The sequence below is a fragment of the Marinomonas sp. FW-1 genome, from assembly GCF_005222245.1.
Taxonomy (GTDB): Bacteria; Pseudomonadota; Gammaproteobacteria; order Pseudomonadales; family Marinomonadaceae; genus Marinomonas; species Marinomonas alcarazii.
Genome location: NZ_CP025987.1, coordinates 2,181,135 through 2,207,501 on the forward strand (window position 1 = coordinate 2,181,135; position 26,367 = coordinate 2,207,501).

The following is a 26,367-nucleotide window of genomic DNA, read 5'->3' on the forward strand; positions in this document are numbered from 1 at the left end:
TTACCTACTGAGTGTTTTTAGGTGAAAAACTGTATAGAGAATTATCAATTAATCCATTGGTATAAATTTGTATATAAGCCTTCAATCTACGCTCCAGCTGGACCAGATCGACGGACTTAGCTTGGTGCTCAGGCTTAATAAAAGTATCTGGTAAATCGCCTGTTTTGACAGGGACACTTTCATCCATAGATAATTTTACATACTTGCCTTGAGAAATTAACCAATAGGCATCTTCTTCTTTTATAACAGCATCAGCTTGGTTATTTCTAGTTAGCAAAGATCGACCAAAGGGTAATATTTTGTCCTTTTCAGGTAGATTTAAGTAATCAATTATTGTGGCAGGAATATCTATTTGTTGAGCGACCTCATCAAGAACGCCCTGCTCAATATTGTTATCAGGTTGATATAAAATAATAGGGATCTGATGACGACCTAAAGAAGATGCAAACCTAGGATCAAAGTTATCGGATGTGTGATCAGCAGTCAGCACAAATAAAGTGTCTTTATACCAATCTTTCCTAGCAGCTGACTCAAAAAATTTACGCAATGCCATATCAGAATAACGTACGACTCTATGCATAGGAATCTCACCATCAGGAATAGCGTCTTGGTATTGCTCTGGCAGTGTATAGGGCGGATGTGAGCTAATAGTGAAAATTCCAGACATAAATGGTTTTGGTAATTTATCTAACTCATCAACAGCAAACTGCAAAAATGGCTCATCAAATATCCCCCACTGCCCATCAAATTGAGATTGGTCTGGGTATTGATCTTGTCCAAAATATTTATCAAAACCAAATCGGTACGTCGTGCTATCAAAATACATACTGCCATTTTTTGCGCCGTGAAAAAAAGCCGTACTGTAGCCATACTGCTTTACAATTTCACCTAGCCCATATGCCGTATTAGATTGGTATGGTGATCTCATATAAGCCTCAGGCATTAATGACGGTATGCCAGCAAGAATCGAAGGTACCGCTTCTATTGAACGCCTTCCATTTGCAATACCATTGGGAAAAAAGCGTCCTTTTTCTGCAAGCTCTTGAATAAATGGTGTATAAGGTTTTAATCCATACGGCGGACCAAAATATTCAAGACCAAAACTTTCTAGAATTAAAATAACGACATTTTGTTTAGTAATTGGAGAGCTGTCTTTATTTACTGTTACATCTGCTGACTTTGAATTATCAAGCACTTTTTTAATGTCATCTTCAGACTCAAAGTAATGAACTCTCTCTAATTTCTCTGCATCTTCTTTCAATATACTAAATGGCGTATTGAGCACCAAGCTACCCAAACTACTAGAAGGGTAGCTGTAAGCATTTAATGCGCGAATCGGCTTAGACTGAAATCCCCCTCGACCAGCCAAGATTAATAAAAAAGCCAAAATGATAAGCACTAAAACAACAACAAACCAGTTTAGACAAACAGCCGGCAGTCGACGTATAACTTTTCTAAAAATGGCAAAATAGATCCAGTAAATCAACACTGTTCCAAGCAGGTACCACCAATATACAAAAATCAATTCAGGCAACTGAGAGACAACATCATTTGCCATAGAAAAAACCTCTGGACCACTTCGGCGACCAGTGTATGGAAAATAAACAGTGTCAATAAAATTGATTACAACAGCAGACACATTGACCACAAATAAGTAGCAAAATATCAACTTCATATTCGTGGCCAATAATACTCGAAACCATATTGAAACGAATAAAAGCAATAAAAGCGGAGCATTCAACAGAGCAATGGCAGACAAATCGAACCGTAAACCATGAATTAAGGCTAAAATAACATCGCCAGCTGGTTCACTGACATAATAACCAGAGTTAGCAGCTAAAAAATAAAACCTTGTAAGAATATATCCTATGAAGGTACAAAATAATCCCAAAACCCAAAAGAGCAACGGATTGATATTAATTTTTTTTCTATTCAGATGACTAGCTATGTCCATTTTTGTCCTTGACTAACTCTTTATTAACTTTTGTAACTTATAATACAAAAAAACCGAATCCATCACTAGATTCGGTTTTTTGAAGTAACACTTAAATCATTAAATTAACCGTCTTTACGCGGCGCTCTAGGGCGACGCTCTGAACGACTATTATCACGATCACGACCACCAGAAGAACGACGACGCTCACCACCATTAGATGGACGACGATCGCCAGACGGACGCTTACGAGTAGAAGGAGACGCTGCGCGCTTATTTAGCTCATCAGCATTTTCTAGTTTCGCAATGTCTGTACGCTGACCACAAATACGTGTTTTGCTTAATTTACCTAAAACATCTGAATTTAAGTTAGTTGGCAAATCAACAGTAGAGAAATCTTCGTAAATTTCGATATGGCCAATGTAACGGCTTTCGATTTCTGCTTCATTTGCAATGGCACCTACGATGTTGCCTGGTTTAACGCCCGCGTTATAACCAACCTGAACAACGTAACGCGTCATAGACGTGCTTGGGTCATCTTTCAATGGCATCGCTTCGGCAGTAACCGGACGAACTTTACGCTCACGAGGTGCACGGTCGCTGCGATTATTTTCACGGTCATCACGGCGTTCACGGCGCTCTTGGCGAACTTCCATTTCAGACAGTAGCAATGGTGTTTTGCCTTGAGCCATATGAGCTAAAGCTGCTGCCATTTTCAATGGATCCACTTCGTTTTCTTTCTGGTAGCTTTGAACAAGCTCTAGGAAGAAATCAAGGTCTTCATTATCCATCGTATCTGAAATGCTTTGCTTGAAGCGATTAACACGGTGCGCGTTAATGTCTGAAGCTGTAGGCAAAGTCATACTTTCGATTGGCTGACGAGTTGCACGCTCAATCGCTTGCAGCATGCGACGCTCACGGTGAGCAACAAATAGAATCGCAGTACCTGAACGACCAGCACGACCAGTACGACCAATACGGTGAACATAAGATTCTGTATCGTATGGAATATCGTAGTTTACAACGTGACTTACACGCTCAACATCCAGACCACGCGCCACAACGTCTGTCGCAACAAGAATGTCAATTTGACCTTTCTTAATACGATCAACAGTACGTTCACGCAAATTCTGGCTGATGTCACCGTTCAAGGCTTCACAAGCATGACCACGAGCCGTTAGCTTTTCAGCCAATTCAACCGTCGCCGCTTTTGTACGAACGAAGATGATCATGCCATCGTGTTCGTTCATCTCAAGAATACGAGTCAAAGCGTCTAGCTTGTGCAGACCGCTTACTGGCCAATATTTCTGAGTAATTGTCATTGCCGTAGAAGTTTTGGTAACAATCTTAACTTCTTTTGGATTATTCAAATGACGATTAGCCACCTGACGAATCACGGCTGGCATAGTTGCAGAGAACAATGCGATTTGGCGAGTAGATGGTGTTTGCTCAAGAATCCACTCAACATCATCGATGAAGCCCATGCGCAACATTTCATCAGCTTCATCAAGAACTAGGGCTTTAAGGCCGTCTAGCTTTAATGTTTTACGACGAATGTGGTCCATAACACGACCAGGTGTACCAACAACAACTTGAACACCACGTTTTAGTTGACGAAGTTGCGTGTCGTACGACATGCCGCCGTAAATTGGCAGAACATGGAAGTCAGGCAAATTGCGAGCGTAACTTTGAAATGCTTCAGAAACCTGAATAGCAAGTTCACGAGTTGGAGCCAAGACAAGTAATTGTGTCGTTTTATCTGTAACGTCAATGCGAGACAACAACGGAAGCGCGAACGCTGCTGTCTTACCAGTACCCGTCTGCGCTTGCCCCAAAAGGTCTCGACCTTCTAATAAATATGGAATACTTTGCGCTTGGATAGCAGATGGTTGCTCGTAACCTAGGTCAGCAACCGCTTTAAGAACAGGGGCGATTAGGCCCAACGAATCAAATGTAGGCTGAGTATCAGCGTCAGACATGTAAATTAGTACCTTTTTTTGGTGAGGATAAGGCCTGTAACCATTTACATGCCTTAAAGAAATTCTCGGAGGAAAAACTGATCGCGAAGTATATACAAAAAAAGCAAAATACGCTAGCAGAATTTCAAAATAGATTCTTCCCTACCAAATACGCCACTCATCTCTAAAGCTTAGTTTTACTCGTTTCAGAGTCTATTAGAATCGCCAACCAATGCATTTTAGGGTTAGCCTCGAAAGCCAACTTCATAATGATTGTTAACGGAATCGAAAGCAGCATACCTACCGGACCAAAAACCCAACCCCACAAGAGCAAAGATAAAAAGACCACCAAAGTCGATAAACCTAACCCACGTCCCATATAACGAGGCTCGATCATGTTGCCTACAATCAAGTTCACCACCAAAAACGCCCCCGCAACTAGCCCTGCAGACAAACTACCCAACTGCACAAAAGCAAGCAGCACAGCAGGAACCGCAGCGATAATCGAACCGATATTAGGTACAAAGTTCAGAAGAAAAGCACAGACACCCCACAAAATCGGGAAATCCACACCCAACACCCACATTAGCAAAGTAATTAAAACACCTGTAAACATGCTAACTAAGGTTTTTATCACCAAGTAACGGTTAACCGATTTTATAAAAGAGTCAAATTTATCTAAGGATTTGGACGTATCACTAAATGCCAAAGCCAACTTCTTAGGCAACTCAACCGCCTCGAAAAGAATAAAGATTACAATCATCACCACTAAGACAAAATTAGTCAGTGCACTACCAAGCCCTCTTAAGGCATTCGCCACCATCTGCATTAAAGCCGAAGGATCTATATAACCTTTAACCTGATCATAAGAGACATTTAAACCAAAGTTATTGAGTACCTGAATGACGCTGGAGGCCTCTTCAGCAAAGCGCTTTTTATAGTTGGGCAACTGATTAGAAAAATCATCCAAAGAGGCACCTACGAGAACGGCAAGAGAACTAATACCAACCAGTATCACCAACACCACTAATAGAATAGAGAGCCAAGTTGGCACACCGCGACGGCGTAAACTAGACATTGCTGGCGCGCAAACGATTGCGATAAACACGGACAGCATAAAAGGCACAACAATCTGGGATGCGGCTTTTAGCGCGGCAATAATAACAACAAAGGCAGCAAAGCCAACCAGCCAATGGATTCCTTTATGCTGTTCGTTCATAGATATTCCTTACAAAGGTATTGGGTAAATACTTTGGGCATAATCCGCCAAGTCTTGCAGCATTATCTGCTTAGTCGGCGATAGGTCAGGCGTTTGAGCTATCTGATTTAAGCGTTCAAAATACTGTTCCATATTTATAGAGCCACCGCCATCTTTTTCAAGTAAGCGCACTTGGCGATACTCTTCCCACTCGATTCTTTGCTGCTCATTGAGTTGTTCTGGATAATTTCGTCCGATATAACGCATTAACATCTCAGGTAAGCGCCGATCATCAAACGACATTGTTAATTCAGACAATTGGTTAGCCGGTGTGTTACGAATCGTTTCCATCCTAACCTTATCTTCACGAGAGAAGAAGCCACCAGAATACAACATGACATCTGGATCCTTATGGATTGGGCGCTCTTCTTGAATAAAGACATCACTTAGTTTCGCAGCCAACCCATTATGGCTTTTTATGATGGCAAGATTATGACGACAAATAGCGCCATCCAATGCCAAACGTTTAACGACGTCAGCATCTTTTAGGAAAGTCGCTGGAGCAACAGCAGGAGACTTATTGTAATGGATGACTTTTAAGGGGAGTCTTTCCACCTCACCCAACTCTTCTTGTCGCGTAAACACACGACGGCGAATTTCATCCACACTCAAATCGATTAACAGCTGAGCATCCGCCATTAAGTCAAACACAATAACACCGTTTTTATTGGTTGGATGCGGAGCAATAGGCACAACAAAAGACGAGTAATGCTTTGCTTGACCAAACATGCCAGAGATATGCAAAAAAGGCTTTAAACGAGCAACATCAATGAATTGCTGCAACTCATGCTTTTGTCGCATTTTTAAATAATAATTAAACAACTTAGGTTGTTTTTGACGAATGAGCTTAGCGATTTCAATTGTGCCATAGACATCCGACAAAGCATCATGCGCTTGCTCATGAGCAATATCATTCGCCTTAGTTAGAGCTTCAAGTTTCATTGAAACTTGACCGTCCTCCCCTTTTGGCCAAACAATGCCTTCTGGGCGCATCGCGTACGTCATGCGAACCAAATCAATAATATCCCAGCGTGAACAGTTGTTTTGCCACTCTCTTGCGTAAGGATCAATAAAGTTACGATAAAAGCCGTAACGCACAACTTCATCATCAAATCGAATCGTATTATAACCAAGAGCGCAAGTCCCAGGGACTGACAATTCTGCTTCGACAGCTTGCATGAATTCTGCTTCGCACATGCCCTCGCGGTTAGCATCTTGCGGACTAATACCCGTTAACAAACAAGCTTCAGGTTGAGGTAAAACATCCTCTGCTAAACGGCAGTAAAACATGATCGGCTCACCGATCGGGTTAAAATCAAGATCTGTTCTAATTCCCGCAAATTGCATAGGACGATCTCGCGCTGGGTCCGTTCCGGTCGTTTCAAAATCAAACCAAAAAAATGAGGTTGGGCCCGATGAAGTCACAAATAATTCCTGTTAGCCATTAAATAAAAAGGTATTATACGCACCTTAAAGTTCATTTGTTAAAGTGTATTTGGCGAAGAGAGGAGTTGATCAATGCCAGTCCCAGTACTTTGTCCCTGCGGAACAGGAAGTCCATACGAAATGTGTTGTGGTATGTACCACAACAATCCAGGTACAGCCCCTACTGCAGAAACACTGATGCGCTCTCGCTACACAGCTTTTGCTATTGGAAACTTTGAGTACATCGCTCAAACTCAAAAACTGGAAGATGAGCCCGACCAAGCGTCAGCAGACATTCGAGACAGCAACGAAAATACACAATGGATAAAATTGGAAATAAATGACACAAAAGATGGTTTGGAGAAAGACAAATCAGGTGTCGTTGCGTTCTCTGCACACTTCAAAGAAGGCAAACACATTGGACGGTTGAGCGAGCGTTCTATTTTTAAAAAGATCAAAGATAAATGGTTTTATATTTCCGGTGAACATGATGTAAAGAAAAACACACCTTTGGTCAACTCTGCGGCAATGAATATCGGTCGTAATGATCCTTGTTTATGCGGCTCAGGCAAAAAATATAAAAAATGTTGTGCTGTCACTTAGTGAACAGCACTCCATTTATCTTGGATTTTCTTTAGCTCATCTTCTATAGATAAAAAGCACTCGACTAACATTGGATCAAAGTGCGTATAAGCGCCTTTGCGGATGTAATCTAATGCCTCTTCCATGGACCAGTTTCTCTTATAAGGACGAGCCATAGTAAGAGCATCAAACACATCAGCCAAACTAACAATGCGCGCCGATAAAGGAATTTCTTCGCCAGCTAAACCAAACGGATAGCCTGACCCATCCCATTTTTCATGATGTCCTAGCGCAACTTCAGCCGCTAACTTAAATAGTGGGGCCTCACTTTTAATAAGTATCTGATGCCCAATTACTGTGTGCTGACGCATAATATCCCATTGTTCATCAGTGAGTTTATTGGGCGATTTCAATATTTCATGCGGTATGCCCACTTTACCAGTATCGTGAAGAGGCGCGGCGAGCTTTAACAACTCGACCTGATCGTCGTCCCAACCAATAGCTTTGGCCAAAGCCGCAGAGTAATCAGCCATCCGCCACATGTGCACACCAGTATCCGTGTCATTTAGCTGACTCACCTCACCTAGCATACCAATTGCCGATTCCAGCGCATCATCTAACTCACGCGTTCTATTTTCGATGATTTTCTTGTTGCGTTGATTGTCTGCCGCTAATTTCAAGTGAGTAGCCACTCGCGACAAAGTGGTTAAAGGCGTAATTGGCTTGGTTATAAAGTCAACACACCCTAAAGCAAAGCCTTCTTGCTCAATCTGGGCATCGTTAACTGCCGTTAAAAAAATAATGGGGATATCTGCCGTTTCTGGTTTGGATTTGATTTTTTCACATACCTCAAAACCATTCATGTCTGGCATCATAATATCAAGCAATATAAGGTCTGGCAGGGTACGACTAATGATATCCAGCGCCAGCGCCCCACTCTTTGCAATTTGTACTTGATAATGCTCAGATAAAATTTCCTTTAATAAATCAATATTTGTCGGAACATCGTCAACGATAAGAATACGTTGATTTTTATCATTATTTTCTACTATATCCATCATGTTATTTCCTGTCAGACCTAGCGGATAGATTCTGTTTGAATCTAACAATTTTATTTATTGCATCCTGGTAATCATATGATGCGATATCATCGATTACGGCCTTAAGAGCATCCATATCAATAATTCCATCGTACTTTTTCACAAAAACATCAATACAATTTTCCGACTTCAAACTACCTTCCATTAAAAGTAATTCAAGCTGATCAAGCTCGGCTACAATGTCGTTTAGCGTATCTTCCGATATGTATGAACTCTTATATTCTATCTCGACAGACTTAGCATTTGGCGCTGAAGCCCACCTTTCTATCTTCTCTATCAATAAATGAGGATCCAAAGGCTTAAATAAAAAATCATCTATGCCGAACTCTAAGTTAGTTTTCCTTTCCATCTCAAACGTGTCCGCAGTCAGAACAACAATAGGAGGTTTGGTGTCTTTCAATAACTGGGAGATTTCTTTGCTCGCTTGATAGCCATCCATTATAGGCATTCGAATATCCATTAATATCAAATCATAGGCATACTCTTGGGCTTTTTTAAAAGCTAAATCACCATTCTCTACCCAATCTACTTTTGCCCCCACCTTATTCAAAACAGCCACAACAATATTAGCGTTAATCTTATTATCTTCCGCCAGCAATATTGTTTTTCCATTCAACAATTCTGCTTCATATTTTAGCTTTCCTTGATCTAATGGAAAGTTATCCTGTGATGTCAAAATAGCGGATTTATTATTAATATTTAATGGAGTCAATAACCCTGTTACCAGTGCATCCTGTACAGACTCATTTTCCCTAGAAATAAAAATGGCTCTTCCTTTCAAAGCGGCAACAACATCATCGGATAAATCATCTTGATTATTAAACCAACCGCTATCTACTACTAGTGCCGAGTCATTGGAAAGTGCATTAGTTATGTCCAAAGCAACATATTCGACACTTAGGCGAGAGAATAATTCTTGTATGGATTTGTCTTGATCTATCACACCAACACGCTCCATCGCAGTTGCTTGCGCATTAAGGTCTGGTCTGTAGGGAAGCCTGACTTTGAACGTACTTCCCTGACCCAGCGTACTTTCAAAGGAAATTTTTCCGCCCAATAGCTCGACCAATTTATCTGTGATACTTAAACCAAGTCCTGTACCACCATATAAACGTGTAGTGGAACTGTCAGCTTGTTGAAATACATCAAAAACATTAACGCCTTCAGGTATGCCCACACCTGTATCTTTTACTTCAAAAACAAGTTCTTGAGCAGAATTTTGATACAGATTAACGTCAACTAATCCAGAGTGAGTGAATTTAATCGCATTCCCAACAATATTAATTAAAATTTGCTGAAGCCGTGTTTTATCACCGACTAATTGATCGGCAAGAGAGAAATCGCGACTAACATTAAAGGCGATATTTTTTGTATTAGCCGAAACTTCACAGCTAGAATAAACATAATCTAATACATCATCTATACTATAAACCTTTTCTTCTAATACAACTTTCCCAGACTCAATTTTAGAAAAATCAAGAATACTATTAATAATCGAAAGTAAATTATCTGCAGATTTCTGAATTTTATTGACTTTTTCCTGCTGTTTTTTATTTAGATCATCATCCTGCAATAAATAGCTAAAGCCAATAATCGCATTCATAGGAGTGCGTATCTCATGACTCATTGTTGCTAAAAAATCGGTTTTAATCTTTAATGCTTTTTTAGTGGAATGAACAGCAAGCTCCAAGTCACGGGTAAGCTTGCGTGATTTCCCATAGGACTTTTGCGTTATTTTCAACTGTTTAAACAGCATTGCTATGATGAAAACCATAGTAATAGTCAACAAAGCAATTAACGAACCAAGCTCAATAAACAGCTTCAAGGCGTCCTTTCGCTGTTGTACTTTTTCGACTGAACGAGAGGCCAATGTCTTATGAACAATTTCCCCTGTTTCTTTTAACATCTCATCACTTTTTTTCAGTATCTCAGGCACTATCAAGGCTTCCTTTTCTGCATAAAGAAGCATCTCAATTTCCAGCATTTTTTGTTGCAAAAAAAGCAAAAGGTTTTCGTAATCAGGTAGGCGCTTAAACAACACATGAAGCTCGCCAGCTTCTAATACATTTACGCGACTAAAAAGTATGTCAAAACGTAATTTAGCTTCCTCGAGGCGTTCTTCAGTATACCCATCCTCCAATAGCTTTAGAGTGCTTTTTAGTTTCAATGACTCCCTATCTAATTGATAGGCCGCCCATAATGCATCTTCTTCGACCGCCGACATGATCACCTTTTGTCGGTCAACCAACTCAAAGAAAATCAGTGCAGAGCCACCCATAAAGACACACGCTGCCATCACTAACAAAAGGATAGGTGAAGTTGTTTTATTAACCCCAAATCTACGAAGCAAAGGAGAGATATGTCGAGGCATATTGGCTTTACTCAACGTGAATAGATTTGATTTGCCAAACAGACCTATTGTGGATCACTTCATTATTTAAACTAGGATAATCACTGAAAGGATAGACAAGAAATAACGGCCCTTTATTTCTTACAGACATCGGTACACCATTCAATTCCATTGCTAAAATAACATTATATTCCTCACCATCCTGGCTTGGGACGACGGAACTAAAATCATTCAACGCGGTTACTGTTAAGTCTCCTCCCTCGGCTCCCACAGTGGCTATTAAAGAGCGCAATAAAGGACCGCGATAAGAATCAACACCTTCACTCCAAGGTGTCTCTGTTTTTAATTCAATAACCTCTAAATTCATCAGCATTTCACGATCGAATTGAGCGGTGCCGTCTGGCGTGTTGGTATTCTTTATACTGCCGCTCACGGTTAAAATCACCTTGCCTGACGGCTTAGATAATTCATGAGCGTGAATATTAGCTAAAGGTAACGCAGCGACTAAAGTCATCAAACCCAAAACAAAATACTGCTTCATTATAAACACCATTATAAATTGATTAATTTTGGGAGAGTATAAAGAATAAACCTGTCGTTTCCGTCACTCCCTTACGAAACAACACACTTTCTACACCAACTAGAACAAAGGAAAAATAAAGGAACACAATAGACGTAAAAAACCGCTTTGCAAAGCAGCTATCTAACCTAGATACCTTACAAGCGGTTTTCTGAATAGTATTCAAAAGTATTGGCTACAAATCTAGGGTACAGGCTGACCCTGAGATGCAATCCAAACTCTAAACCAATCATCATCGCTAAGTTGTATGGACATTGCCTCTACCGCGGTAGCCAACCGAGCAATCTTACCAGAGCCCATAACAGGACAAATACCCGCCGGATGACGCAACAACCAGGCGATAACAGCTTGATCAACCGTGCAGTTTTTTTCCTGAGCTATCTCAGCCAACACAGCTTGAACACGTTTTGCTTTATCACTTACCCCTGAAAAAAGGTCACCACCAGCAAAAGGAGACCAAGCCATTGGCGTTACCGCATGCTGCTGAGCATGGTCCAATGTACCGTCTTCAAAATGCTGCAAAGCCAACGGTGACAATTCCACCTGATTAATAATCAAAGGAGCATCTAACCTAGATTGTAATAAATCGAACTGTCGTGTTGTAAAATTCGATACACCAAAGTGCCTCACCTTGCCCAGAGTAAAAAGCAAATCAAAAGCTTGCGCGATTTCATCCGCATCCATCAAAGGACTTGGGCGATGTAACAACAAGGTATCAATATACTCGCACTGCAAATTCGCCAATGATTGATCCACACTCGCCAATATATGCTCAGCACGATAATCATAACGGTGCACCTGAATATCAGGACGATTCTCCGAAGGCAGCAATATTCCGCACTTAGTGACAATCTCCATTTTATCTCGCAGCGCTGGTTTTTGCTTTAGCGCTTCACCAAACAAGGATTCACACTGATATCCCCCATAAATATCAGCGTGATCAAATGTTGTCACGCCAAGATCAAGGCAGTCCTCTATAAAACTTAACGTATCCGCAGACGTCATATTCCATTCTTGCAATCTCCAGAAACCCTGAGCGATACGCGACCCTTCAAAACCAAGGGGATGATATTGATATCTCATGAATACTTTCCTTTTTCCTATTATTGTCATGTTGATCCGCATTCTAAAGACTGTTGAGATGAAAAAACAGCAACCTCATCGTTTAGCATAACTGACATAAAAGACCATCAAATGTATACTATGCCTCATTCAAGACTGACCTCTCCTGAAAGAGCGACGCGACCACCTACAACGGACAAACTATAACGAGCAAATTGCGGCAATATCGAACACTTATAATTTACACGCAGCGACACATCAGCAAGCATAAAAGCGAAACAATAAACACAACACCACTGTGATGGACTTAATAATGAATTCAATGACGCTAGGCCCTCTTTCCAAAGCGAATGGAGAGATCCAAATCCCGGGCTCGAAAAGCCTTTCAAACCGTATTTTATTGTTAGCGACACTAGCAAAAGGCACCACAAAAATTACCAATCTTCTAGACAGCGACGACATTCGTCGCATGCTAGAAAGCCTTACCAAACTAGGTGTGAACTATTCCCTAGAAGACAATGGTACAACCTGTGTACTCGAAGGTCTTGCTGGACCAATCAAAGCGGATTTCGGCGACCTATTTCTTGGTAACGCAGGTACGGCCATGCGCCCTTTGACTGCGGCACTTTGTCTAGGCAAAGGCGAGTTCCACCTCCACGGCGAGCCACGTATGCATGAACGCCCTATAGGTGATTTAGTTGATGCCTTGCAAGCGCTTGGTGTTGATATCGCTTACGAAGGCGAAAAAAATTACCCGCCACTTCGCATCAAAGCAAACGGCTTATCTGGTGGCGAAGTGTCTATTAAAGGCAATATCTCAAGCCAGTTCCTGACAGCTATCTTGATGAGTGCACCATTAGCAAAAGACGATTTAACCATCAAAGTTGATGGCGAACTGGTGTCTAAACCTTATATCGACATTACACTTCATGCCATGAAGCAATTTGGCGTCGAAGTAGAAAACCAGAACTACCAAGCGTTTGTGGTAAAAGGTCAACAAACTTACCAAAGCCCCGGTAAAATAATGGTAGAAGGCGACGCTTCTTCTGCGTCTTACTTCCTAGCCGCTGCAGCCATTGCTGGCGGAAAAATTAAAGTCCACGGCGTTGGCACTGACAGCGTACAAGGGGATGTGAAATTCGCGGATGTATTAGCTCAAATGGGTGCAAAAATAACGTATGGCCCAACATGGATTGAAGCGGAACACAACGAACTTAATGGCATTGATATGGACATGAACCACATTCCAGATGCCGCGATGACCATAGCAACGACCGCCCTATTCGCCAAAGGCCCAACCACGATCCGCAATATCTACAACTGGCGCGTAAAAGAAACCGACCGTTTATACGCCATGGCAACAGAGCTGAAAAAACTCGGCGCCGACGTTATTGAAGGCGAAGACTTCATTACCGTCACACCCGTTGAGCAACTACAACATGCGGCTATCGATACATACAATGATCATCGCATTGCCATGTGTTTTTCACTCGTTGCTTTCTCTGATACGCCTGTGACAATAAATGACCCTGGCTGCACATCCAAAACCTTCCCAACCTATTTTGAGTTATTCAATTCTATAGCGAGCTAATAGATAAGACTCTTTTAGAGGCAGTTAATTCGGACCACCTTAAACAGATCTGATCCCGTTAACTAAAACACTAAAAGCCAAATCTATAATATGGATTTGGCTTTTTTTTATCATAAAAAAGCCCCAGCGATTATGTCTGGGGCAAAGGCTCTCAATACAAAGGGAAATGCATTAATGAAATATTACGACTGTGGCTGTACTGGCGTTTCCAGTTTTTGAATTTGCTCTGGCGTCAGCAGCTCATAAAGACCTGCGCGGTTCTTAGCAAAAGCCACGGTAAGTTCTTTGGTTAGCTCACCACTCTCTTCTGCAAGATCCTCTACCTTATCCATGTAATTTTTCGAGCTAGGGGACAAGCCACTCAGCTCAACCTGTGTGGTATGAAGCTCATCTTGAATCTCACGAATGGCTTTACCGTCTTTTTCAAAAAGATCAGATACTTTTGATTGCGTCTTCTCGTCCAGACCTAGCTGTTGCGCCATACGGCTTGCTAGTTGCTCATGGGTTGGTGCTGAATTCATTGGAGCATTTTGCACTGCTTCACCTTTTGACACGTCACTCTGAGGCACTTTGGTGTCTGCAAATGCACTGACGGCTATGCCAGTAATAATCGCGGCACTCAAACCAATCGCACCCATCATTCCTGCTTTTTTACGATTAAACATAGTTAGCTCCTTACGCTTTGTTTCCTGTTTGAATGAAATCCATTATGTCGATTTATCTGTCAAACAGTGCCAAAGAGAGTGAATCGAGATGCACAACTTGTCATGACTCTGTAAGGAAAAGGGCGCAACCGCCCTGTTTCCCTAGCAACCGCGCAAACACAGACATATTCTTAGAAGTGGAAACGAATGGCTTGACGATTCGCCACATTTAAACGTGAGAAAGGGCTGGATCCCAATCTTTCCAAACCACCTCGCGGCCCTGCTGACGAATCATTACCATGATTTCTTCCACTGGTCTTTTGTCGCTAATCTCAAATTGCTCAAGCTCTTCTTGAGAATCATCTGCGTAACCACCAGGTTGCGTTTTGGATTCCGCACTCATCGTGGTAAACCCCATTCGCACAGCATGATGACGGAATTCTGATGACTCACGGGTAGACAAACTTAACTCCAAGTCACCATCAAACAAACGCCAGGCCGCAATCAACTGAACCAACTGACGATCAGAAATGACCGACTTGGGTACTATGCCTCCCTCGCAAGGACGAATACGCGGAAACGCCACGCTAAAACGACTACGCCAATACTGCTTCTGCAAATGGCGCAAATGATACGCCATCATTAAAGAATCGGTTCGCCAATCTTCCAAGCCAAGCAAAACACCCAAGCCAATTTTATGAATGCCCGCCTGTCCAATTCGATCGGGTGCATCTAAGCGATAATTAAAATTGGACTTATTACCTCGTAAATGATGCTCAAGATACGTTTTGCGGCGGTAGGTTTCCTGATAGACCAACACACCATCTAAGCCAATGTCTTGCAGGTGTTTATAGTCGCTAGCGTCTAACGGCTGCACTTCCATCGAAAGCTGACTAAAGTGCGGCTTAATCAAAGGAATCATACGTTCAAAATATGGCATTGAAACTTTGTTGGTTTCCCCAGTCACCAAGAGAATATGGTCAAAGCCTTTGCGTTTAATTGCCAGCACTTCTTTTTCCAACTGAGTTTCATTTAACGTAAGACGCTTAATGGCGTTACTCATGGAAAAACCACAGTAGCTACATTCATTCGCACAAGTATTAGACAAATACAAAGGAGCAAATAAGCTCACCGTATTTCCAAAACGCTGTAAGGTAAGTTGCTCGCTTTTGGCGACCATCTCAAACAAATAAGGCTCTGCGGCTGGTGAAATGAGAGCAGCGAAGTCGTCAATATCGCGCTTGGTTTTACTCAGAGCTCGCTGAACATCCTGTTCAGATTTATTTTGATGCAAAGCCGTCAATGCCTGCCAATCCGCCTGTTCAACAAAGCCGCTAAATTGCCCTGCTACTGCAGGACTTTGCTCTAGCATACGAATTTTCTGACTGGTTTCTGCCATCATGACAAAGCCCCAATAAAATCCGTCAAAGGGCTTGTGGCATTCGCCTGAACACCTTTTTCTCCCAAACCTGATTCATAGGCCATTCGCCCTGCTTCAACGGCAAGACGAAAGGCTTTACCCATTTGTTTTGGTTGTTTAGCAACAGCCATAGCGGTATTAACCAACACCGCATCCGCACCAATCTCTAATGCCAATGCAGCATCCGATGGCGCACCAATTCCGGCATCAACAATAACTGGCACTCGACTTTGCTCGATAATAATTTCCAAAAATGGGCGACTCGCCAAGCCCATATTCGAACCAATTGGCGAACCAAGCGGCATCACACACTGACAACCCACTTCCTCTAATCGTTTACAGAGCACAGGATCCGCATGAACATATGGCATTACCACAAACCCCTTTTTAATTAGCTGCTCTGCCGCCAATAAAGTTTCCATGCCATCGGGCATTAAGTAACGTGGATCGGGGTGAATTTCCAACTTTACCCAGTTGGTTTCTAGTGCTTCTCTGGCGAGCTCTGCCGCGAAAATGGCTTCTTTTGCGGTACGCGCGCCTGACGTATTTGGTAAAAGCTTAATTCCTTGTTGTTGCAATGGTTGCAGAATATTGTCCGTTTGGTTCTTAAGGTCCATTCGTCGCAACGACAAGGTTACTAATTCACTTTCACTGCTCGTCAAAGACTCTATCATGGCCGCTGAACTGGCGTATTTCCCCGTACCCGTGAAAAGTCGAGAGTGAAATTCATGCCCAGCAATAAAAAAAGACGACATCCTAGCCTCCTGCAATCGATTCAAAAATAAAAACCTGAGTTTGCTCACTCAACTCCGTGGTAGACCACAGGCTTTTTGGCACAACTTGCTGATTTATAGCGATGGCAATACCTTGCTGACTTTTATCTAGCGAAGTAAGTAAGTCTGCGACGGTTTTCCCATCGAATTCATGGCAAACATCGTTCAACATAATCCTCATGATTTACCTCGTATACTTTGCTCAAATGACAATATCAAAGATCGGGTCGCTAGCTTGGGTTGATCGGCCTTGGTAATAGCCGTCACCAAGGCAACACTGTCCACTCCCGCTTTAACCACAGAAGACAGACGCTCCGCATTGATGCCGCCAATCGCCACTGTAGGAAAGTGGCCTTTTAATAAAGTCGCATAATGTGTAAGGCGAGTTATACCTTGCGGTTGAGATGGCATGTCTTTCGTTTGTGTAGGGAAAATGTGCCCCAAAGCGATGTAGCTTGGCTGGATGGATTGCGCTCGAGCAATTTCATAATAACCATGAGTGCTAATACCAAGTCGCAAGCCAGCTGCTTGGATTTGCTCTAAATCAGCCACATCCAAATCTTCCTGCCCCAGATGTACGCCATAAGCGCCTAAAGCAATTGCTTGTTGCCAATAATCATTGATAAACACTTGCGCGTCGTACTTTCTACCTAAGTGAATGGCTTGCTCAATCTTGCTATCCAGATGTTCATCATCTGGATCTTTAATTCTAAGTTGCGCGATTTTCACACCTTCTTTCAAGACCAACTCTAACCAAGCAATCGAATCCACCACTGGATACAAGCCCATTTTTTCTAGATCCATCTGAGGGAAAGGCTGGGAAATGGGCGTGATTGCGCTGTTTGGCGAAACGATCGTTGGCAGACTTTCAAATTGCAAAGGCCATCCTGGGCACCCCAAAGGGCCAGCACCGCCACCGATTTGTACGCCACTTTTCAACGCACCAGTAATGTAAGCTTTGGCCATAGTCATCGCATCTAAAAGGTCATAGCCGTGCGCGATAAAGCTCGCCAGTGCCGTCGACAAGGTACAACCTGTACCGCGTGTATTGTGGGCTGACAGCCTGTTGAATGTAAAACCGACAATAGCATTGCGATCAACCAACCAGTCCGTTGCCTTATCTCCAAGACCGCAATGCCCTCCTTTAATTAACCAACGGCTGTCTGAATCATCAAAATACCGCATCATTTTCGACTGTAATTCCTCAATCGAAATATCACCAGATAAGCCAGTCAGCGCAGAAAACTCCATCAAGTTGGGCGTAATAACATCCGCATAAGGTAAAATGTTCTCTAATAAACTGGCGCCCGCATCGGTTTGCTGTAATTGATTCCCCGACTCACTACTCGCCGCCATAACAGGATCAAAGACCACCAACAGATTTGGAAAATCCGCTTTCATACGCTTTAACCAAGCGGAACAGGCTTTCACTATCTGTATGGAGGGTAACAAACTCACTTTAATCGCATCAGGCGGTACATCATCCAATAAGGTTTGCCATTGCGCATCGAACATAGCCAACGACACAGGCTCCACCGAGCGGACCTCTTTAGAGTTTTGCGCTGTGATGCAAGTGACGATAGTTTGCACATGGCAATTTAAATCTTGCCCTGTGCGTAAATCCGCTTGAAGTCCTGCGTGGGCGGACGAATCCGACCCACCCACGCACCAGACAACAGGAGGTTTTATAGACATAAATCCTCCTTTCACTTACAGGGATTTTTCTTTTGATTTGTCTGAGGCGTGCTTGTCTGTGGTTAACTTATCCGTGGTTAAGTAAACATCACTACCTAGCTCACGAAATTGCTCAGACATTTTCTGCATGCCACTTTCTGCTTCGCTTAGTTCTAAAGCACTCACATCGATTTTTTGCGCCTCAAGCTCTAATCCTTTCGCATAGTCGCGAACTTCTTGAGTGATTTTCATCGAGCAGAATTTTGGTCCACACATAGAACAGAAATGCGCCACTTTGCCCGAAGCTTGTGGCAATGTTTCATCATGATAAGAACGCGCTGTTTCAGGGTCTAAAGACAAGTTAAATTGATCTTCCCAACGGAATTCAAAACGCGCTTTAGATAAGGCATTGTCACGAATTTGTGCTCCTGGGTGGCCTTTGGCCAAATCCGCAGCATGAGCGGCAATTTTGTAGGTAATCAAACCTTGCTTAACATCTTCTTTGTTTGGCAAGCCAAGATGCTCTTTTGGCGTCACATAACACAGCATCGCACAGCCGTACCAACCAATTTGTGCTGCGCCAATGCCAGATGTAATGTGATCGTAGCCCGGTGCGATGTCTTGTGTTAATGGCCCTAAGGTGTAAAACGGTGCCTCATGACAATGCTTCAACTGTTCTGTCATGTTCTCTTCGATCAGCTGCATCGGCACGTGCCCAGGACCTTCGATCATCACTTGCACATCGTATTCCCAAGCGATTTTCGTTAGCTCACCCAAAGTACGTAGCTCCGACATTTGCGCTTCATCATTGGCATCCATAATTGACCCCGGACGCAGACCGTCCCCAAGTGACAAAGCCACATCGTAGGCCGCACACAATTCACAAATTTCACGAAAACGCTCATACAAGAAGCTTTCTTTATGATGCGCTAAGCACCACTTCGCCATAATGGAACCGCCACGAGAAACAATGCCAGTTAAACGTTTGGCCGTCATAGGGACATAGCGCAACAAAACGCCGGCGTGAATGGTAAAATAATCCACACCTTGCTCTGCTTGTTCGATCAAGGTGTCGCGGAAAACTTCCCAGTTCAGATCTTCAGCCACACCCTCCACTTTTTCCAACGCCTGATAAATCGGTACAGTTCCAATAGGCACAGGCGAGTTTCGCAGTATCCACTCGCGGGTTTCGTGAATGTTTTTTCCTGTCGACAAATCCATCACCGTATCCGCGCCCCAACGAGTCGACCAAACAAGTTTCTCTACTTCTTCCTCAATGGATGACGTTACCGCCGAGTTACCGATATTGGCGTTCACCTTAACCAAAAAGTTACGACCAATGATCATAGGTTCAGATTCAGGGTGGTTGATGTTGTTAGGAATAATAGCGCGCCCCCTTGCGACTTCATCCCGAACAAATTCTGGTGTGATACGTGTTTGCAAATTCGCCCCAAAGCTTTGCCCTGGATGCTGCTTCAATAGTAATTCGCTCTTAATGGCATCGATATTTTGATTTTCACGTAAAGCAATGTATTCCATTTCTGGTGTCACAATACCTTGACGAGCGTAGTGCATTTGCGTCACGCACTTACCTTGGCGCGCTTTACGTACTTTAGGCAACGCCTTAAAACGCAGTTCATCAAGTGCCGAGTTTTCTAAACGTGATTGGGCAAATTCAGACGACACGCCAGACAGTATCTCGGTGTCTTCACGCTTATCAATCCAAGCAGCTCGCATTGGTGCCAAGCCGCGATACACATCGATATTTTCCTCCGGATCAGCATAAGGTCCAGAACAGTCGTAAACGTAAATAGCCTCATTAGGTTCAAAGGTTAGGTTGTCTGGATCTGAGCCAATGGGCGTATCAGTCAAATTGATTTTACGCATTGGAACGCGAATAGAGTCATCCGAACCGGTTAGATATATGCGCTCGGACGCGGGAAAAGGTTTGGCTTGCAAGGACTCAATAAAAGATTTGGCAGCTTGACGCGTTTCTTCTCGAGACTGCTTTTTTGAAAGTTTGGTTGGTTTTTCTTGTGGTTCGTTAGTAGCCGACATAAGCATTTCCCTTATTATTAAAATGGAGAATTGCTTGTCTGGGGTGCTGTTTTACAGGCAAACGCAATGCTGGCGTTAATTTGCAAAACATGAACCCTGAATTTTATTTGAAAAGAATGCTTAGAAATAAGACAGCATCGATTCCATAAAAATCAGGAGTTCATTCGATGCAGAAAAGAAAAATTGAGACTTTCTTGTTTCCTACGCGGGTTTTAACCCGATCAGGTTCTGCGGATCCCGCACTTAATTATGCGATCTCAGCCAAATGGCACTCCGACAAGTAGGGCTGAGTATACTCAGTCTTATCGGAATGTAAACACCCACGTTTTAAGTGGGTGTTTAACAAAAACAAACGTTGTGAATCTATTCGCCTTGCATTTCCAACGCCATTTTATAGAGGTAATTTTTCTTCTCACCCGTCAATTTGGCTGCCATAGCCGCGGCTTGCTTAACCGGCAGATCTTCTAACAAAATGGTCAGAATACGTTTCGCTTCTAGCTCTGCTTCATTACCGCTTTCTTGGGTAAAACTCAGCATAACAACAAATTCACCACGCATTTGGTTGGCATCTTCGTCGAATTTGGCAAGAATCTCAGCTGCCGTGCCTGATAGAAACGTCTCGAATGTTTTGGTAACTTCACGTGCCAAAACAAGCTGCGCGTCCTCACCATACACTTTTTGCACATCCGTTATAGAATCATAGACCCGATGAGTAGATTCATAAAAAACCACGGTGCCAGTTTGCTTTTTCCAAGACTCAAATAAGTCACAGCGTCCTTTCGATTTAGCGGGCACAAAGCCTGCAAAAAAGAACTGATCGGTAGGCAAACCAGAGGCACACAATGCTGAAATCAATGCACAAGCGCCAGGAATTGGCACAACTTTATGACCTAACTCACGTAAAGCATGCACCACATGATAGCCAGGATCTGAAATCAAAGGCGTTCCAGCGTCCGATACCAAAGCCACACTTTTTCCTTCATCAAGCAAGCTGGCAACATAGTTCGCTTTATCTTTTTCATTATGGTCGTGAATAGAAAATAATTTTGCTTCAATGGCAAAATGATTCAGCAAACGTCGTGTGTGCCGAGTATCTTCTGCAGCGATATAGTCTACATCGCGTAAAGTTTGTTCAGCTCGTTTACTGAAATCGTCTAGATTACCAATTGGGGTCGCAACTATGTACAGCGACCCTCTCGCATCATCAGAACTATGTGGTAACATGTTGCCTCTTTTATTTGTCATTTTATAAGCTTATGAGCCTAATTAATTACCGCATCATATCATTAACTCTTTGCAGTGTGCTGTTAAGTGCCTGTAATTCCATGAATTTAAACATGGAACAACAAACTGCAGCTCAAAAAGCCAACATGAAGGCAAAGCAAGAAAACACTTTGCCAGCAAGCATTTATCATCCAAGAAAAACATCAGATGTTTCTGAAGAACTTGCCAACAGCTTCTCGTCAGCAAGAAGTCTTTATGAACAAGGTGAATTCCAACAGGCTTTAGATGTACTTGAGAGTGACGTTCTCACTAAGACCTCTTCACTTCGTTTTTCTGGCTATTTGTTAGCAGCACAGGCCGCCGCGCAATTAGACAGCGCCATCGATGCCATGAATTATCTAGCTCAAGCTGATACCTTGGCCGCTGCTCGTCACCCAGATAATCAAAACAACCTAAAAGAAACCAAAGCCAGCATTCTCGCACACTTTGGTAACTGGTTAGACGTCGTTAAACTTCGTATGGATTTGTCTTTTAACCTTCCTCTAAATGAAGGCGAAAGCAATCAAACTAAGTTATGGCTTGCTATCCAAAACCTCACTCAAAATGAGGTTGATGAGCTGTATCAACAACAAATCCCTCTCTTGAATGGCTGGCTAACAATCAGTGGGATTTTACGCAATCAATCCCTCTCAATCGAACAACAGCTAAAAGTATTCGAAAATTGGAAAGCGGAAAACCCAAACCATCCAGCCGCTGTATCACCGCCACAAGACTTTAAAATTATGGCGACTGTTGGCCAGATGGCACCTAAAAAAATCGTTTTATTACTGCCAATGAGCGGCCCCCTAGAGCGAGCGTCTCAAGCGATTGTGGATGGTTTTTTTGTTAGCTATTACAAACAAAAAGAAGACAAGCCTAAGGTCGTCATTGTCAATGTCGAAGACTACTCAAATATATCTGATGCTCTGGACGCTGCAAACGAGTTACAGCCAGACGTCATCATCGGGCCTCTTCAAAAAAATAACGTGGCTCAAATTAGCCGTTTAAATCTGCCTATCCCAGTGATCGCACTAAATCAGTTAGATGTGAATCAGCACCCAAAAAATTTATACCATTTTTCTCTAAACCCTGAAGATGAAATTCACGAAATCATTGCCTTCGCCAAAAAAGAAGGGGCTAATAAAGCCGCTATTTTAAGCATTCAAGATACATGGGCACTAAAACAAGGAGATGATTTTAGGGCCGCTGCAGAAAAAGAAAATGTGGACCTGATCTCAAATCAAACCTACGCCAACACCCCCAAGGGCAGACAAGACGCAATACAAAAACTGCTCTTAATAAACGAGAGTTATGCCCGTCGAAGACTGATTGAGAGATGGACCGGAACCTCTGTCGATAGCATCGCCAGATCACGAGAAGACCTTGATTACGTTTACTATGTTGGCAAGTTAAATGACGCGAAACAAATTAGACCTTTGTTAGATTTCTACTTTGCAGAAAAAATCCCAATGCTGGCCAGCAGCACACTCAATGATAGCGCTCCAGAAAGATCAACTAAGCCTGAGGACATAGAGCGCATACTCTTTACTGAGCTTCCAGCCCTTACACCTCAAGATACGGCGCTGAATGAATTACCAAAAAATCAAAGCTCAAACATTTTACGTCGCTTACAAGCCTTAGGGGCAGATTCGTACCTATTGGCTAACAAGTATACATTGTTCACCCTACTGCCAAGCACCAAAGTATCTGCAAATACTGGCATTATTACGATCGATGAAAATGGTATCTTTCATAAGAGACCTGAAATCATGACTTACCGAAAAGGAAATTTGGTATATGCAAACAGTCAGCAGTTTTTTGAACAGAAGGAAAGCATCGAAAAATAACGGCAAAAAAGCAGAGCAATTTGCTGAGGCCTTTCTAAAAAAAGAAGGGCTTCGCTTTGTTGAAAGAAATTTTTTCTGCCGTATGGGTGAAATAGATTTAATATTTTTAGACAATAACGTTTATGTCTTTGTAGAAGTTCGTTATAGGACAAACCTACAACATGGTAGCGCTGCCGAAAGTCTAAGCACGTCTAAATTACAAAAAGTCCGCAACAGTGCGGCACTATGGTTACAAAAAAACCATAAAGAACACCACGCAAGTCGTTTTGATGCAATCTTATTTGACGCAGAAATAAACCGACAACACTTAACTTGGCTGAAAGCAGTATTTTAATAACTATGGATTTTCAAGAAGCAATCTATACACAATTTGCCCAGAGTTTTGAAGCACAACAACAAGCTCTGGAAAGTTTACCCCCTTACATTGAACACGCTGCTAAAGTTATTTTTTCCAGCATAGCTTCGGGCGGCAAGGTAATTTGTATTGGTAATGGTACGGGCTCTCACCTATCACAATACTTCAGTACCTTGATGCTAGATCGCATGGATAGAGAACGCCCTGGACTGCCTGCTATTTGCTTAAGTGGCGAAGGCGCTTCTTTACTAGCCATAACACATAACGACAGTTACCACGACGTGTTCTCAAAACAGATCACCGCCCTGGGTAATCCTGGAGACATACTGTTCGTTGTTGCTAATCGCGGCAACACCTCCCCTATCATTCAAGCCATTCAGGCAGCACATGAACGCAAAATGGGAATAGTCGCCTTGACGAGCCCTGAAGCTAAAAATGTGTCATCTCTTACGTCTCAGGACGATACAGAGATAAAAATCAATCTACTTGGCACGGCACGAGTGCATGAGTGCCAATTGAATGTTATCCATATATTAATAGACTTACTTGAACGACAACTTTTTGGCTACGAAGACTAAAAATTGTAGAACAGCACTCAATTCCAGACACAAAAAACCGCTACATAAATAGCGGTTTTTTGTATTACTAAAGTAGCAAAAAAATCTCTTACTTAACCACTTTTAACTGAAAACCTTTTTTAGGTTCTGGCGGCGTCGGCGGAGTTGGCTCATCTAGAAATTCTTCGTCTGGGAAGACAAAACCGTCACCATTTTCTTTGGCGTACAAAGCGAGGGCCGCCGATATAGGAACATAAACCTGCATTGGCTTACCACTAAATCGCGCTTCAAAAGAAACAGCTTCTTTATCCATTATCAAATGACGTACAGCACTCATACTGATGTTAAGTACAATTTGGCCATCTTTAACAAACTCTGTAGGAATAACAACGCCTTTTTGCTCAGCATCAACCAAAAGATAAGGCGTCATATCATTATCAGCAACCCAAGAATACGCTGCATTCAATAAATAAGATCGTTTCGGTAACATTTTCACTCCTACTACATATAAATCTTTGTAAAAAAAAGGAGCTATAAGAAGCTCCTCTTTTGTTACTGAACAAAGCTCAATAAGTCTCTCAACTTAGTCTAAGCGCATTTCCTGTTCAGCTTCGGACAAGCTTTCTTGGAAAGATTCACGAGCAAAAACAAGGTCCATATATTTATACAGAGCTCTTGCCTGTTCTTTAGGAATCTCTACGCCCAATACTGGCAAACGCCATAAAATCGGAGCTAAGCAGCAATCAACAATAGTAAATTCATCGCTCATAAAATAAGGCTTTTCTTCAAAGATTGGCGCAACATTCAATAGACCTTCGCGCAATTCTTTTTGAGCCTGAGCAACCGCTTCTTTGTCTTTACTAGTCAAAATCAAATCAACTAACTTTGCCCAGTCACGCTGAATACGATACATAAATAAGCGACTTTCAGCACGAGCAACAGGGTAGACAGGTAGTAATGGCGGATGCGGGAAACGCTCATCCAAATACTCCATCATTACATTTGGCTCGTATAAAACCAAATCACGATCAACCAATGCTGGAAGCTCATTGTATGGATTAACATCAGCCAGTTCATCCGGCTTGTTAAATGGGTCTACGTCTATGATGTCCACTGTGACGGCTTTTTCAGCCAATACAATACGAACTCTATGGCTGTAATGATCTTCTCCATCTGAGAAGAACGTCATTGAGGAGCGCTTTGCAATAACACCCATGTCTAACCCCTATATTGAAAACATCAACGCCCTTTTCGAAGAAAAGGACAAACTATAATATGGAAACGAAGTCACAAAAATATCACCCAACTTCGTCACACTAAAAGTATTTCTACGGTTTAATAACCACGCAGCTTCAGAAAACAAGAGATTTGCAACACCAAGAAAACCTTTTGTTTTATAGAGCCGCTATTCTAACATTTTTTGAAACAATTTTTCTTAGAAAAATCATCATGCTGAACGATAGTAACACTGTATTTATTTCAAACAAAAAAAACGCTTGGCGAATACACCAAGCGTTTTGATAATAATTCCAAAGCGAAAATTAACGCTTAGAGAACTGAGGACGACGACGTGCTTTGCGTAGACCAACTTTCTTACGTTCAACTTCACGAGAGTCGCGTGTAACGAATCCAGCAGAACGTAGAGTACGACGTAGAGTCTCATCGTATTGCATCAATGCACGTGTGATACCGTGACGGATCGCACCAGCTTGACCAGAGATACCACCACCTTTAACAGTGATGTAAACGTCAAATTTTTCAGTAGCATCAACAAGTTCAAGAGGCTGACGAACAACCATTTGAGCAGTTTCACGACCAAAGTACTGAGAAAGAGTACGGTTATTGATAACTAAGTTACCAGAACCCGCTTTAAGGAAAACACGAGCGGTAGACGTTTTGCGACGACCTGTACCGTAGTATTGAGTAGCTGACATAAT

At 42.4% G+C, this 26,367-nt stretch carries 23 protein-coding genes and 1 riboswitch; of the genes, 5 read left to right on the forward strand and 18 right to left on the reverse strand.

Annotation, left to right across the window (positions count from 1 at the left end):
- Window positions 1-4: 4 nt before the first annotated feature.
- The 4 genes from C1X04_RS10225 to sbcB all read right to left on the reverse strand — a co-directional run bounded on the left by C1X04_RS10225 (window position 5) and on the right by sbcB (window position 6,574).
- Window positions 5-1,954: an LTA synthase family protein gene (locus tag C1X04_RS10225; RefSeq protein WP_137169846.1), complete on the reverse strand. Its 1,950-nt coding sequence runs from the start codon at window positions 1,952-1,954 to the stop codon at window positions 5-7.
- A 104-nt stretch (window positions 1,955-2,058) separates the two neighbouring features.
- On the reverse strand, window positions 2,059-3,912 hold the full coding sequence (locus C1X04_RS10230; protein WP_110572928.1) for a DEAD/DEAH box helicase: 1,854 nt from the start codon (window positions 3,910-3,912) through the stop codon (window positions 2,059-2,061).
- A 163-nt stretch (window positions 3,913-4,075) separates the two neighbouring features.
- Window positions 4,076-5,110, reverse strand: a complete 1,035-nt coding sequence (locus tag C1X04_RS10235) for an AI-2E family transporter (RefSeq protein WP_110572930.1) — start codon at window positions 5,108-5,110, stop codon at window positions 4,076-4,078.
- A 9-nt stretch (window positions 5,111-5,119) separates the two neighbouring features.
- Window positions 5,120-6,574, reverse strand: coding sequence for an exodeoxyribonuclease I (sbcB, locus tag C1X04_RS10240; RefSeq protein ID WP_110572932.1), 1,455 nt, complete (start codon window positions 6,572-6,574; stop codon window positions 5,120-5,122).
- 93 nt (window positions 6,575-6,667) lie between these two features.
- Between sbcB and C1X04_RS10245 the strand changes: the two genes are divergently transcribed.
- The gene (locus tag C1X04_RS10245; protein ID WP_137169847.1) at window positions 6,668-7,177 is read left to right on the forward strand and encodes a YchJ family protein; all 510 of its coding nucleotides are present in this window, start codon (window positions 6,668-6,670) and stop codon (window positions 7,175-7,177) included.
- Here C1X04_RS10245 and C1X04_RS10250 read toward each other — a convergent pair.
- The 4 genes from C1X04_RS10250 to C1X04_RS10265 form a co-directional block, all read right to left on the reverse strand.
- Window positions 7,174-8,217 (reverse strand): HD-GYP domain-containing protein, encoded by a 1,044-nt coding sequence (locus tag C1X04_RS10250; protein WP_217494963.1) that lies wholly within the window; start codon window positions 8,215-8,217, stop codon window positions 7,174-7,176. The two genes, C1X04_RS10245 and C1X04_RS10250, sit on opposite strands and share 4 nt — an antisense overlap.
- A 1-nt stretch (window position 8,218) precedes the next feature.
- Window positions 8,219-10,627 carry an ATP-binding protein gene (locus C1X04_RS10255; protein ID WP_137169848.1) on the reverse strand — a complete coding sequence of 803 codons (2,409 nt, stop codon included), beginning with the start codon at window positions 10,625-10,627 and terminating at the stop codon, window positions 8,219-8,221.
- A gap of 7 nt (window positions 10,628-10,634) precedes the next feature.
- Window positions 10,635-11,147: a hypothetical protein gene (locus tag C1X04_RS10260; protein ID WP_137169849.1), complete on the reverse strand. Its 513-nt coding sequence runs from the start codon at window positions 11,145-11,147 to the stop codon at window positions 10,635-10,637.
- Window positions 11,148-11,369: 222 nt separating this feature from the next.
- Window positions 11,370-12,269 (reverse strand): aldo/keto reductase family oxidoreductase, encoded by a 900-nt coding sequence (locus C1X04_RS10265; RefSeq protein ID WP_137169850.1) that lies wholly within the window; start codon window positions 12,267-12,269, stop codon window positions 11,370-11,372.
- A gap of 292 nt (window positions 12,270-12,561) precedes the next feature.
- Between C1X04_RS10265 and aroA the strand changes: the two genes are divergently transcribed.
- Window positions 12,562-13,839 carry a 3-phosphoshikimate 1-carboxyvinyltransferase gene (gene aroA / locus C1X04_RS10270; protein WP_137169851.1) on the forward strand — a complete coding sequence of 426 codons (1,278 nt, stop codon included), beginning with the start codon at window positions 12,562-12,564 and terminating at the stop codon, window positions 13,837-13,839.
- Between the two features lie 182 nt (window positions 13,840-14,021).
- On the opposite strand, the gene C1X04_RS10275 is transcribed toward aroA, so the two are convergent.
- From C1X04_RS10275 to rsmI, 7 genes are all read right to left on the reverse strand, one after another.
- Entirely contained in the window at window positions 14,022-14,504 is a 483-nt protein-coding gene (locus C1X04_RS10275; RefSeq protein ID WP_110572945.1) for a Spy/CpxP family protein refolding chaperone, read from the reverse strand.
- 208 nt (window positions 14,505-14,712) lie between these two features.
- On the reverse strand, window positions 14,713-15,885 hold the full coding sequence (thiH, locus tag C1X04_RS10280; RefSeq protein ID WP_137169852.1) for a 2-iminoacetate synthase ThiH: 1,173 nt from the start codon (window positions 15,883-15,885) through the stop codon (window positions 14,713-14,715).
- Window positions 15,882-16,658, reverse strand: a complete 777-nt coding sequence (locus tag C1X04_RS10285; protein WP_137169853.1) for a thiazole synthase — start codon at window positions 16,656-16,658, stop codon at window positions 15,882-15,884. The genes thiH and C1X04_RS10285 overlap by 4 nt, the downstream gene beginning before the upstream one ends.
- A gap of 1 nt (window position 16,659) precedes the next feature.
- Window positions 16,660-16,857, reverse strand: coding sequence for a sulfur carrier protein ThiS (gene thiS / locus C1X04_RS10290; protein ID WP_110572951.1), 198 nt, complete (start codon window positions 16,855-16,857; stop codon window positions 16,660-16,662).
- On the reverse strand, window positions 16,854-18,371 hold the full coding sequence (gene thiE, locus C1X04_RS10295; RefSeq protein ID WP_137169854.1) for a thiamine phosphate synthase: 1,518 nt from the start codon (window positions 18,369-18,371) through the stop codon (window positions 16,854-16,856). Before thiE ends, thiS begins: the two co-directional genes overlap by 4 nt.
- A gap of 15 nt (window positions 18,372-18,386) precedes the next feature.
- The gene (gene thiC / locus C1X04_RS10300; protein WP_137169855.1) at window positions 18,387-20,408 is read right to left on the reverse strand and encodes a phosphomethylpyrimidine synthase ThiC; all 2,022 of its coding nucleotides are present in this window, start codon (window positions 20,406-20,408) and stop codon (window positions 18,387-18,389) included.
- Between the two features lie 181 nt (window positions 20,409-20,589).
- Window positions 20,590-20,694: riboswitch (TPP riboswitch) on the reverse strand.
- A 77-nt stretch (window positions 20,695-20,771) separates the two neighbouring features.
- The gene (rsmI, locus tag C1X04_RS10305) at window positions 20,772-21,632 is read right to left on the reverse strand and encodes a 16S rRNA (cytidine(1402)-2'-O)-methyltransferase (RefSeq protein WP_175404925.1); all 861 of its coding nucleotides are present in this window, start codon (window positions 21,630-21,632) and stop codon (window positions 20,772-20,774) included.
- A gap of 113 nt (window positions 21,633-21,745) precedes the next feature.
- On the opposite strand from rsmI, the gene C1X04_RS10310 reads away from it, so the two are divergent.
- Genes C1X04_RS10310 through C1X04_RS10320 form a run of 3 tightly spaced genes read left to right on the forward strand, consistent with a single transcriptional unit; the run spans window position 21,746 to window position 24,451 of the window.
- Window positions 21,746-23,518, forward strand: a complete 1,773-nt coding sequence (locus C1X04_RS10310) for a penicillin-binding protein activator (RefSeq protein WP_254682246.1) — start codon at window positions 21,746-21,748, stop codon at window positions 23,516-23,518.
- Entirely contained in the window at window positions 23,469-23,852 is a 384-nt protein-coding gene (locus C1X04_RS10315) for a YraN family protein (protein WP_110572962.1), read from the forward strand. The genes C1X04_RS10310 and C1X04_RS10315 overlap by 50 nt, the downstream gene beginning before the upstream one ends.
- A 5-nt stretch (window positions 23,853-23,857) precedes the next feature.
- Window positions 23,858-24,451 carry an SIS domain-containing protein gene (locus tag C1X04_RS10320; RefSeq protein ID WP_110572964.1) on the forward strand — a complete coding sequence of 198 codons (594 nt, stop codon included), beginning with the start codon at window positions 23,858-23,860 and terminating at the stop codon, window positions 24,449-24,451.
- 88 nt (window positions 24,452-24,539) lie between these two features.
- Here C1X04_RS10320 and C1X04_RS10325 read toward each other — a convergent pair whose 3' ends face one another.
- From C1X04_RS10325 to rpsI, 3 genes are all read right to left on the reverse strand, one after another.
- Window positions 24,540-24,920 carry a ClpXP protease specificity-enhancing factor gene (locus tag C1X04_RS10325; RefSeq protein ID WP_110572966.1) on the reverse strand — a complete coding sequence of 127 codons (381 nt, stop codon included), beginning with the start codon at window positions 24,918-24,920 and terminating at the stop codon, window positions 24,540-24,542.
- A 93-nt stretch (window positions 24,921-25,013) separates the two neighbouring features.
- Complete coding sequence (locus tag C1X04_RS10330) at window positions 25,014-25,646, reverse strand: glutathione S-transferase N-terminal domain-containing protein (protein WP_110572968.1); 633 nt, start codon at window positions 25,644-25,646, stop codon at window positions 25,014-25,016.
- A gap of 325 nt (window positions 25,647-25,971) precedes the next feature.
- On the reverse strand, window positions 25,972-26,364 hold the full coding sequence (gene rpsI, locus C1X04_RS10335; RefSeq protein ID WP_036159384.1) for a 30S ribosomal protein S9: 393 nt from the start codon (window positions 26,362-26,364) through the stop codon (window positions 25,972-25,974).
- Between the last annotated feature and the right edge of the window lie 3 nt (window positions 26,365-26,367).